Genomic DNA, 11,154 nt, shown 5'->3' with positions numbered 1-11,154 from the left:
ACCCGGGTGCTCGCGCACCCGGCAGGGAGCTGCCGGCCCTCCGGGCCTAACTAAGCCGCGTGGGCATCGCCCCGCGAGTTTCGTTCCGCGTGGACGCGCGGGGCGATGCCCAACGCGGTTAAACAATTTAGAAACCGATCACGGCGCGCGGGGCGATGCCCACGCGGCTAAACGGTTTACAGGTACATTCCGACAAATGAATCGGGATCGCCGTCGTTTTGCATTTGCTCGATGCGTTGACGAGTTTTCTCCATATCGCCTGCTTCGATGTAACGATCGAATTCCACTAGCAAGGCTTGGCGAACTGATTCGGATAAAAATTCGACCATCGGTTCGTTGAGCCATTCGCAGGTCTCTCGAATGAGTTCCACTCGAACGTCAACCGCTCGGGTTTTGACATCGCGGTCGCCCGTCAGCACGGTTCCCTCGAAGCTGAAAATGATTTCGCCACGGTTGGCGTCGTTGGTTAAACGGTAAACACACTTGCCGCGATGCAAGTAGTACGTGTTCAGAGTGCCGTGCTTTGCCATCGCTTCTTTGACCCGCAGCACAAATTGTTCGTACTTTGGCGAAGCGTCAACAGGCACGTCGAGACGCGAAATGCTGCGAAGCGGTAAGCAATCAAATTCAATCTCGACCCAGTTTCCAACCATCGAACTAGTTCTCTCGTTTCGGAAATTATTATTTAGAGACCGTTTTAAAACGTAGCTGATCCCGCCAGGGTTCAGGCAATAAGGTTCAGGCGATAAATTTCAGGCGGCAAGGTTCAGGCCATAAAGTTTCAGTAGACGACCGGAACAAGCTCGACTGAACCCTGGCGGGATCAGCTACGGGCAGGTCGGCGGCAAACTCCGAGGTCGTTTTAAACAGTGTCATAGGAACGAACCTTTAGTTATAGCCGTATTTCGCTCTACTCAATACGGCCTACCTTTGCACCCGAACTTATTGCTTCTCCGCAAGTGCCTTTTCGAACTCGGCTAGTTGACGTTCCAGAGGCGGTGAATGTGGCATCAGCTTGATGGCTTTCTTTTGAGTCTTGATTGCATTTTCAATCTGGCCAACGGCAAAGTAACAACGGGCACACGTGTCGTACTTTGCTCCGTCAATTCGTAGCGTCAGCGATTCAAGGCTGTAGCGAAGTGCTTTTTCATAGTCGCCTTCTGTGTTGGCGATCAGCCACGCGTAGTTGTTCAACAATTCGCTCAATTCGCCCTGCGCCGAAACCCTGCCGGAGCGAATTTGTTTGCGAATTTTTTCAATGTCTTGTTCGTTTGATCGCGTTACCAGCGCCAAATGCCTTTTGACTTCCCGACGCCATTCATCATTGCCATCGGTTTTGTACATCTCAATCAAGATGTCAATGTTTCGACCGCTTTTGGCGTACGCCAACGCCAGCTTCTCTCTCGATTCAGATCTCTTCCCGGATTCTGCCAATGCCAATGCGGCATGAAATTCCAAATCGCTGCGGATCAGTTTCAAATTCAATCCGCGGCGTTGCAAACCCATCCGCAGTTTTTCGTCCTTGTCCAAGCGATCGACAAACGGCTGCAACATGTCCACCACTTTCTGGTGCTGCTGCAATTCGCCCAGCATTCGGCTGGCCGACAAACGGACGATCGCACTTTCCCAAGACGCCAGATCAACCGATTGAAGGATTTCGTCAAATTCTCGCAGCGACCATTCAAACTGACCACGTTTCTGTAATCGTTTTGCCATGTCCAAATGAGCTTGGGCAAGATCCTGCTTCGCCGCATCGGACATTTTCTCCGCCTGTTCTTTCGTCGGCATCGGCTCCTTTTTCAGTGCCGCCGTTGCCATCGATTCCGCCCCCGTCACGTCGCCTTGCTTTTGCAGTGCCTCGGCTGCGGCGTATAGCAAGACCGGCTTTTCATCGAACATCCGCCGAAACTGACCACGCAAATTCAAAACGACCGGATGCAATTCGTGATCGATCGCCCACGTGGCTGCGTCAATCAATTTCGGCGACGTTGGTTGTATCAAATCTAGGTGTTCAGTCGCCAATCGAATCGCCTCGTCACGGTTGCCAAGATCGGCCGAACGGCTGGCACAAATTTGAACCAGTTCCAGTACCGATTTGCGGGTTGCCGGATGCGCCGATTCGGTATCGATTCTCTCTCGTTGGACTGCAATCAATTCGTTCCAAGCGTCCGGCGAATACTTTCCAGCAGCCAGATCTTGTGCATACACCCGCAGCCATTCGGTTGGCGGTCGATCGGAATCCCCCAGCCCCGAAGCAATCTTGTCGCTCATCCCACGACGGACGTCCGCATCCATCACCATCGACTGCTTCATCAATTCAAGCGCCGCCATTTCGCTCAATTGCGGTGACGTTTCAAATCGTGTCAAACGAACCAGAGCGTCCACGGACATACTGGGTTCCATTTGCCCCAGCCGCATGATTCGGCTTCCTCGCTCGACTTCCGATTGGCTGCCGTATTCATGCAACACTCGTTTGACAGGCTTGGGATCGGTGTCTTTTGCCCAACTGACCATCAGGCTGCTGACCAAGTAACGCGACGCCATCTCGACTTCAATGTCGCTGTGATTCTGAGCCGCGTGAAGTTCGTCAAACGCTTCCAAGCCAAGGTGTTGAAGTTGTGCCCGTGCTCGCACGCGCGTCGCGTAGCTTTCAGCCCCCAATCGCTCGATCAATTGATGCACTTCCGACGATGGCGACGCCGTGGGTGATTCACTTTCGGATGAGCCGTTTTCTGCGGAAACATCAGTATCCGATTCAGCGTACAGATTACTGACGAATACGCTGCTGACGAAAACAAGGCTTAAAAAGAGTCCCGGCAGAAAAGTCAAACGATCCACTTTGCTGCTTTTACTCGACGCGGCTTCAGGACTAGCCGTTCTCGCGATCGATTGCAGACCCATGTTTGATATTCCTTTTGTCGGTGCTTCAGTCATCTTCAAAAAGTACAGGCTCATCCAGATCCAGGTCCGCTGAAAAGTACCAGGCGTTGACGTGCGAATTGTTGCAATCCACAAAGTACTTCCACTGGGCCGAAACAAAGTCCCATGATTGCCGGGCGACCTCGCCATCGTGAATGGTGTCCGGCATGTGAACTTTAACCTGATCGAAAAGCACAAAGTGTGGTTGCTTGATCTTATCAGGTTTTGGATTCATCTTGTCGATCAGGTCGCGAACCGATCGACGAAGATTCTCTCTCTGCGAAACGGTTTCGCCGTTGATGACTTCGGTCTGCGACGGCTTGTGCTGCAATTTGATGATCGCCGATTCTGATTGATCATCAGGCTCGAACAACTTGATCAGCATATCGCTCGCACGAATTTCCATCGTATTTCACCTAGGTCACAGGCTGTTTGACGAACTCTGTTTCCGCAGCGATGTCGCTTCCATCGGGAACTTCATCGCTATCGATGTCAAACCACTCTTCTTTGAACTCAAGATAACCGCTTTGGCCGGATGCTGCTTTCTTAAGGGCAACGTTTGTGCCCAAGGCGATCACCGCATCGCCCATAGCGACTGCGGGATAACAACGTGGGCGATTTTCGGGCGATGGATTGCGGATGCAATAAGCCCAGTGCTCAATCTCTTCCCGATACCCGCGACTGACCGGACCAGAATCCGCGGCCTTGGCAATCGGAGCCGAATAGTCGCCGCTGGCGCTGGTGTCCAACGCGTAGCCCCCGGCCTGTTTCGACACGCCGACCTTGCTGCTGGTGTCGCTGTTGCGATAGAGCAGAACGTCGGTTTCCTTGTCCAGAACCAACGTCCCCTTGCTGCCCATGACGACTTCGCCCCAACCGCCAAAGCCGTTGCCATTGATCGACGAATAAGTCACAACGACCTTTTTGTTGGGGTCAGTGTCATAACCAGGTACCGGATCGATTTGTTGGTACGTTCGTTTGCCAGTTTTCTTGGACCCCGGATAGTTTTGGATCTTGTCATAGTAGCCGACGTCGAACGTTGGATCGTATTCCGGCCCGGGGAACTCGAACATGCAATAAACATGGTCACCAACACTGCGGTCGCGCGGCATGATATGCCGACCACCCACCGCATGAACGCTCAGCGGATGCACTTTCTTTTTGTCATCCCGAAGCGAGCTTAGGAAAATGCTGACGGCATCGAGTTGGTGGCTTCCAAGTTCCGCCATCAAACCAGCACCGGTGCGATCAAACAAACGCCATCGATGCAATTCTTCCATCGACGTAAACACGTCGTCACCGATGCTGAAATCTTGGTAACCATGCTTGGACGCGTCAACGTTTTTGTCCGCATCCCAGGCTTGCAATTGAGCAAGCTCCATTTCCAAACGCACTCGCGTATCCGGGTCTTTCTCTTTCGCCAGTTTCCCGATTCGGTTGCGAATGTCATCCTGGATGTCGTTGTACACTTCGCCGTTGGCCCCCAATTCGCCACCGGGCAGCGGCATCTTCCAACTGTCGGCACCGGGCACATTGCTGCGGTGCCATTGAGCCCGAATGTGGTGGAGTTGCCCCAGCAATCCCCATTTGATCAGGTTGATGGCGTTGTCATATTTGACGTTGTAATGTCGTTGGTGACCTGTCGCTAAGTGCAACGGGTTACCGGCTGGATCTTTTAGTTCATCCGCTAAACGTGACATCACTTTGCACTGGGCAACGTTGTGAGCCATCAGCTTTTCGGTCAGAACGTGCAGCCCTCGTTCCATCGCCTGAACCGCAACCGACGCGTGCAACCAAAGTGGCAACGCGATAATCACGGCTTCGATATCGGGATCATCTAAACAGGCGGTGATTCCGCCGTTGGTTCCGTCGTAAACCTTGACGTTTCGACGAGCTTCGGCCTCGTCCTTGTAACCAGCAACACTGACCAAACCTGGTCGTCGCGTCAGAGCAGCGGGGCTGGACCAATCGCCGTTGAATGCTCGGTATTGACCGAACGGTCGGATGTCGCAGATCGCTTTGACTTCGACATAATCGGGATTGCAACCACCGATCAACACATTGCCTTCATCGCCGGTTCCGATGACCGCAATTCGGACTGGATCGTTGACTTTGCCGTAACCGAAATAGGCTGCGCCAAGACCAGCGCCACTGACGGCCCCCGCCGAAACGATGCTACGCAGGAAGTCGCGACGATTGACGTCGTAATAGCTTCCGACGGCGTTGTAGTAATTGTCTTTTCCGACTTCTCGAGCGTCTGCTGAAAGTTTATCAACCATAGGAACTTGAAAATATGAGTATTTGGGAAGCTTGTTTTTTTGACGTGTCAGGAAACCTGGTCGTCGTTTAATTTTGGTTTCTGGTTTGTTCGCAGAATTGTTTTTCAGGCATCATCATCCTCGTCAAATTCATCCGCTTCTGATTTGCGAACAAACAAATGCAGGAAGTAATCGAGTCCCGCGAATCGCCCGGCACCGGTCGATGCCAAGACAAAGCAGGCCATGCTTTCGATCAATTGATAATTGCTGGACGTGGTTCCAGTTTCCGGCGGGTACTGGCTTAGGAATACCGAGAACAAAAACACGCCCGCGGCCAAGGCTGCAACCGGCGTAAAGAGCCCCAGCAGCAAACACAGTCCGACCGCGATGTCAAAGTACGGCAGCAACCCGTCCACGATGCTGGTGTCGATTCGGTTGGTGCGAGGTTTCCGTAGCGGAAATTTCCCTTTGGCTGCGAGTTGCCGCTCGGATGCGATCGCGTTTTGAGCAACTGCGTAGTTGTCCCAAATCTTGTCGATCTGATCGAGCGCCGGTCTGGCTTTCCCGGTCCACTCTCGCCGGATCGTGTCCCGTTGGCCGCCGAGCGAATCCACTCCTTCGCGAAGACTTCTTTCTTTAGCATCGGTGTCGAATTTTTTGACTCGATCGATTCCTAATTTGAACTCTTCGATGTCGGCTGCGTTTTCATCCATCACCCAATCGAATTGGTCGATCGCCTTGGCGTAATTGGCCTGAGCTTGACGTTTCTGGTCTTTATCAAAATCAAAATGGGTTGCGACTTGCTCGCGGTAAACCGCTAACACTTGCATCGTTGCACTTTTGTTCAGTCGATAGCGACCGTCGTAATCCCAAACCATTTGCCGGTACTGCTCCGCAAGCGGCCCACGAGCGTTGGCAAAGAAAGGCGCGGCGGTCCAGTTGCCTTGATTGTGCTTGGTCAAACCCTCGGTGTAAAAGTGCCAGCCGATGGAAAGTCGCAACAAAACCAGCATCAAGATCGCGGTAAAACCAATGAGTTTTGGCGAGATCCCCCACCCGATAGAGAGTCGAAGGGGAAGCAACAAAAACTTTCGCACGAAAAGCGACCAGAAAGGAGGGAAGGGTTGGAAGGTGGGATGATGCCCCGGTCCAGGCCAATGAAGGAAGTCTGGATCACCACATTAATTCTACACAAAAAATCGACCGGACCACCACTACGCTCGAAAAGATCCAAGACTGGAAATCCCCGATGCCCCTTGAACGCCCGATGCCCCTTGCACGAAAGCGACGTCTTGCCGTCCACGGGGTGCAGGCACGCTAATCGGCAGACGTTTTTGTAGGCCGTGGCAGGTGGAGCGAGTTACGGCACTTCCATACCTGCCGTAACTCGCTCCACTCGCTACGGCCTACTTTAGGGCCCCCAGCCGATCAGCTTGCACGCGTCTCAGCTCCCGCGTTTACTTAACCGCGAAAATGATCCAGGTCCAACGTGTCACCGACGGACGGTGCCGTGCCAGTATTGAACACGGATGCCCTTCTTCTCTTTCGATTGCGATTCGTTTCTGAATCTCGCCAGGCCCGCATCCCGATCGCGGGTTCCACACCGTCCATCTCTGTGCTCGCCAACTGCAAACGCCGCATCGGTTCGTCATCGGTCACGACCCTTAGGTCCGGCTTGGCTTCCTTGAGTGCGTTGACCTGCGATTCAGAGACCTGGCAACCGTGCAATTTCACGGAAAGCAGCGTCTTGGCATTGCCCAAGCCCTGCAGCATTTGATCATCGATCTGACACCCCGAAAGGTCCAAGCATTCTAGCGATCCCTCGGTCAGCAGCTTTGCGATATCTGAATAAGCCAATGCCACTCCAGCCAAAGACAAATCGATAACGCGGTTGAGTGAATGAAGCGAATTCAGGCCCAGCGAATCGATCTTTGCTCGGGCAAGCGACACCGATCGCAGGGATTCGTTGCGACTAAGCCACTGGATGGTTCGACCGCCGATCTCACTTTCATCAAGATTGATTTCCCACAGCGATTTTAGCGGGTGCCAAGCATCAGTGATTTCCTGATCGACACCAGCGCCGGGAATGATCAAAGCCGTCAAGTGTTTCGCTTGACCAATTTGCCGCAACATCGACTTTGATAAGTTGGGATACGCCAAAGTTAAACGATCTAAATCCGGACACATCAAAACTTGTTGAACGATCTGATCGCTGACTTCGGGACCGCCCGCGGCAAACCATTCCAAGTTCCGCAGCCCGCTGATCGCTGCTCCCGACTTCAACGGTTTTTCAACCACAATGCCAAACAATGATTCTGAATTTTGAATGATCAATGTGTCCGGGCTTTCAGAGAACTTTAAGTTCGTGCTGAGCCGATGTTGATCGACCAACCGAAGACTCTGAATACTTTCCAAACGATCAAGTTCCAGTATTTCCAATCGGTTTGGTTCCACCAAATTCACTTCCTTCAGCGCCATCCCGCTCGCTCGAAGCACCTCCAGATTTGGAAAATCAGCCATCAAACGCCGCAATTGATTCTCGCCCAGGACACAGTCGCCCAGATTCAATTCAGCCAAATGCCCCTTCGGCGATTTTGGATTCACTTGATCTGCCATGATCCCACAACCATTGAATTGCAGCCGCTCGATCGCAGTGTTATTGATCAGAGGACTCAAATCCAAATTGGTTAGCGGAGTTGAGTGAAAGACAAGCGACTTTGGGCCTGCTGTCTTGCCCATCGAATCGATCAAGCTCTGGAAATTGGAATCGCAGGTGACCTTCTTTCTGATCCAGCCACTCGAAGCAACTAATTCACAAGAAAACTCGATCAGATCACAATCGAGCGTTTCGTCAATCTCGAAATTGTTAAGTTCACAAAGGTAGAAACTGCACTGCGAAAGTCGCGGTAACTGCATCAGCCGGACTGAATCAACCCAGCATCCACCGGGGATCCAAATGTCTCGCATCGACATTCGATGTTGTCCGTCCGGGAAATCGTCAATTCCTTCCAGCTTGGGAAGGCTGGACAGATCAAGGCTGTGTTTTTGGTATCGATCCAACAGCAATGATTCCAGCTCTGGAAGATCGGACAATTGAATTGACAAAACCGCCCCGTTCGTTTCGCTCGAACTACGTCGAACACTCAACGTCGTTAACTTCGGCCAGCCTTTCATCGTCAGCTCACCGCTCGTTCCATTCTTCGGTCGAGGAAGCGTAAGCTCGGTGACTGAATCGGACCAAGCTGGCTGACCAAAATTGGACAACGCGATCGGGTTGTTTGACAAATTGACGTACTCCAATTTGTCCCAATGGCTAAACCGGTCCAGCAATTGATCATCCAACCCACAACTACTGATCCGCAACCGTTCCACATACCGAAGCGATGCGATTGATTGAACATTTCTATCAGTCACCGATTGCCGTACCAATGACAACCGGGTTAGGTGGAAGTGGTTCGAGAGCTGTTCGAACAAACCGCTGGGTACTTCGCTTCGATAAAAACTGATGCCCACCAATTCCGGCAATCGAGCTACTAATTCGGTCTCCTCTGGTTCTGCACTGATGAACTCGATGCTGCGAGGTTTTAGAAAACATCTTCGCAGTGGCGACGGAACTTTGTCGGCAAACAATCGGGGATACCAACACGACAATTCAACACTTGCCTTGCTGTCCACGTTCCGAAAGAGTCGCCGTTGACGTTCACTTGACAACCACGACGCGCCCAAGAAAAGTACTGGCAACAGAAAAATAAGGGTCGCAAACAAAACGTCGAAATACTTTTGGGTCCGGCGCTGTTGAGACGACTCAGATAACTTCTTTTCGCGATAACGAAGAATCCAAAACGCGAACGAGCCAACGAACAGTGCAATCAAAAGGTTGCACACCAACGGCGGCCACGCGAAATAACGAACGACTTGATCGTTAGGGTATTGAATCATAAAACGCATCGGCCAACCCGCCATGACCGGCATTTCGGCGTCGCTGATAATTCGCGATCCTGACAGATGAAATGCGCCCTCGGCTTCTCGTTGGCGATCGACGTACTTCAATGGCAAATTGGCGGCAAGGAATCCCAGCATCACCAAACCCGCGATCACCGACGCAGCAATCAATCCTTTGTCATCCTTCGAGCCTTTATCATCCTTCGGGCCTTTATCATCCTTCGAGCCTGAACTAGTTTGCATTTGATTGCCAAGCATGATGGCTTACGCGGAACGGTTTGAGGTTAAGATAAAGGATACCAACACCGTCATGCCCACTCAATCGTTTTCCTGACATCACGCATCCAACCTACTGAACTACAACAGATATGGCACTTCCCAATTGGACCATCGAACTTCTTCGCCGCAGCCTCAACGAAGTTGCTGAAAAGGCTCGCCAACCCGAAACGATCGAAAAGTTTAAGAATCAGGCCAACGAGATCCTGCAAGATCTGCCGCAAACCGCTGCCCGAGGAATCGATGCGGTCATGCGTGGTGCGGAATCGAGTCGCAAGTCGGTCGAACGTTGGACACGAAAACACACGCAGTTGGCCGTCCCGATGCTGAACGCGACCGGCGTTTTATTGACTGACAATGGCACCGGCGTTCCGCTTGCCGATGCGGTCACCGAAGTCGGCCGCGAAGTCATTTTGGGCGATTGTGTTTCGGGGCACATGATGGTGGATCGGCTTTCACGACGGTTGGATCGCGCCGCCGGAAACGGTGATCAGCACGGTGCGTTGGTGATGTCCAGTTTCGAGGCCGCGGTCGCTTCGCTTTCGATCTTTTCAGCCAGCCATACGATTGCGGTTCATCGCAGTAATTGCGTCCAGCTTTCTGCCGATGGCGGAAAAGCGGGGCTGCCGCTGCCGTCCGCTCTTTCCACCATCGGCGTCACCCTGGCTGGTCTGAAATCAACGGTGATGGAAGTCGGCAGTTCCAACGTTCACAGCGCCGCGGATTTCGCGGGCATCGAACGGCCCTGCATTGTGATCGCCGATGGCGGCGATCAGGCGATCGAAGCTTTCGATTTAAAATCCCCCGAGCTTTCAGGATCCAACGCGATTCAGATTGCGATCCTGCCCATCGCAACGCTTGAACCTAGTGATTGCATCACGAGTGACATTCCGGTGGTTTCCGATTGGCTTTCCAAGGTGGATCTTGTCGTGATTCCGGGCAATGGATTGGTCGGTGGTCCCGAAAGCGGCATCGTGATGGGCAGGCGTGATTTGCTGGATGTGATTTCGTCGTCGATCGCCTGGCCGGTGCTTCGTGCCAGCGAGCCCACCTTCGCGATGATGACGGTCGCGATTGAGATCGCATCGTCCAAAGACCGATTGCCGACGACGGCGTTGATGGAAGCGTCGCAAGACAATCTGAAGAGCCGTGCGGAACGGTTGTCAACACGGTTGGGTGCCTGTGATTGGATCAAGAGCTGCGAAGTGACAGCCGACGATGCAAAACTAACCTCACGCGGTCGATGGACGCTGCCGTCACGACAAATCTGTTTGCGACACCAATCGAAATCACCGACCGCCTGGGCCGAAGAGTTGCGGGAAGAACTGCCATCGCTGTTCGTAGCGGTCGGCGACGACTGCGTCAAACTGGACCTGCGATGGATCAGGGCATCCGAGGACGCAAAGATGGCCGAAGTGATAGAAAATCTGGCAGGATGATTTCCCCGATGTAGGCCGGAACAAGCGCAGCGCAGTTCCGGCACCCCGCCCGTAGCTGATCCCGCCAGGGTTCAGTCGAACTTGATCCGATCGCGGACTGAACCCACCGCCGCGAAGAATTTTGGTCCCGGAAATTGATTGGTTCGTTTAGCCGCGTGGGCATCGCCTGGCCTGATGAAAATGTTTGCGTGGCGGGAAACTGGACGACTTTGGGGGTTTGTGGCTGACCGGCCTCGGTGTTGATTGCAAATTGCAAAATGAACACTGAAAAATGTAAATTGACCAGCAAATACCGCTTCCCAAGAATTTTCAATTTGCAA

Annotated in this window: 7 protein-coding genes; 1 reads left to right on the top strand and 6 read right to left on the bottom strand. The window is 52.8% G+C overall.

Features of this window, described 5'->3' with window-relative positions; genetic code table 11:
* Positions 1 to 176 precede the first annotated feature (176 nt).
* The 6 genes from RC85_RS23105 to RC85_RS23080 all read right to left on the bottom strand — a co-directional run bounded on the left by RC85_RS23105 (position 177) and on the right by RC85_RS23080 (position 9,362).
* Positions 177 to 653 carry a hypothetical protein gene (locus RC85_RS23105; protein WP_068267110.1) on the bottom strand — a complete coding sequence of 159 codons (477 nt, stop codon included), beginning with the start codon at positions 651 to 653 and terminating at the stop codon, positions 177 to 179.
* Positions 654 to 942: 289 nt separating this feature from the next.
* On the bottom strand, positions 943 to 2,955 hold the full coding sequence (locus RC85_RS23100) for a tetratricopeptide repeat protein (protein ID WP_157594026.1): 2,013 nt from the start codon (positions 2,953 to 2,955) through the stop codon (positions 943 to 945).
* The gene (locus RC85_RS23095) at positions 2,927 to 3,325 is read right to left on the bottom strand and encodes a hypothetical protein (protein ID WP_068267108.1); all 399 of its coding nucleotides are present in this window, start codon (positions 3,323 to 3,325) and stop codon (positions 2,927 to 2,929) included. The genes RC85_RS23100 and RC85_RS23095 overlap by 29 nt, the downstream gene beginning before the upstream one ends.
* Before the next feature lie 10 nt (positions 3,326 to 3,335).
* Complete coding sequence (locus RC85_RS23090; RefSeq protein ID WP_068267107.1) at positions 3,336 to 5,198, bottom strand: Gfo/Idh/MocA family protein; 1,863 nt, start codon at positions 5,196 to 5,198, stop codon at positions 3,336 to 3,338.
* 104 nt (positions 5,199 to 5,302) lie between these two features.
* A complete protein-coding gene (locus RC85_RS23085; protein ID WP_068267106.1) occupies positions 5,303 to 6,274 on the bottom strand; it encodes a DoxX family protein in 972 nt (323 codons plus the stop codon).
* 364 nt (positions 6,275 to 6,638) lie between these two features.
* Positions 6,639 to 9,362, bottom strand: a complete 2,724-nt coding sequence (locus RC85_RS23080) for a leucine-rich repeat domain-containing protein (RefSeq protein WP_157594024.1) — start codon at positions 9,360 to 9,362, stop codon at positions 6,639 to 6,641.
* Positions 9,363 to 9,487: 125 nt separating this feature from the next.
* On the opposite strand from RC85_RS23080, the gene RC85_RS23075 reads away from it, so the two are divergent.
* Entirely contained in the window at positions 9,488 to 10,834 is a 1,347-nt protein-coding gene (locus RC85_RS23075) for a PLP-dependent aminotransferase family protein (RefSeq protein WP_068267104.1), read from the top strand.
* Positions 10,835 to 11,154 lie beyond the last annotated feature (320 nt).

Source organism: Rubripirellula obstinata, from assembly GCF_001642955.1.
GTDB lineage: Bacteria > Planctomycetota > Planctomycetia > Pirellulales > Pirellulaceae > Rubripirellula > Rubripirellula obstinata.
This window is presented reverse-complemented; position numbering and strand designations above follow the sequence as displayed.

What these genes read in the sequence shown, in the direction of transcription:
- RC85_RS23100 (WP_157594026.1), bottom strand. Translation starts at nt 2,955, where the DNA reads ATGAGCCTGTACTTTTTGAAGATGACTGAAGCACCGACAAAAGGAATA.
- RC85_RS23095 (WP_068267108.1), bottom strand. Translation starts at nt 3,325, where the DNA reads ATGGAAATTCGTGCGAGCGATATGCTGATCAAGTTGTTCGAGCCTGAT.
- RC85_RS23080 (WP_157594024.1), bottom strand. Translation starts at nt 9,362, where the DNA reads ATGCAAACTAGTTCAGGCTCGAAGGATGATAAAGGCCCGAAGGATGAT.
- RC85_RS23090 (WP_068267107.1), bottom strand. Translation starts at nt 5,198, where the DNA reads ATGGTTGATAAACTTTCAGCAGACGCTCGAGAAGTCGGAAAAGACAAT.
- RC85_RS23075 (WP_068267104.1), top strand. Translation starts at nt 9,488, where the DNA reads ATGGCACTTCCCAATTGGACCATCGAACTTCTTCGCCGCAGCCTCAAC.
- RC85_RS23105 (WP_068267110.1), bottom strand. Translation starts at nt 653, where the DNA reads ATGGTTGGAAACTGGGTCGAGATTGAATTTGATTGCTTACCGCTTCGC.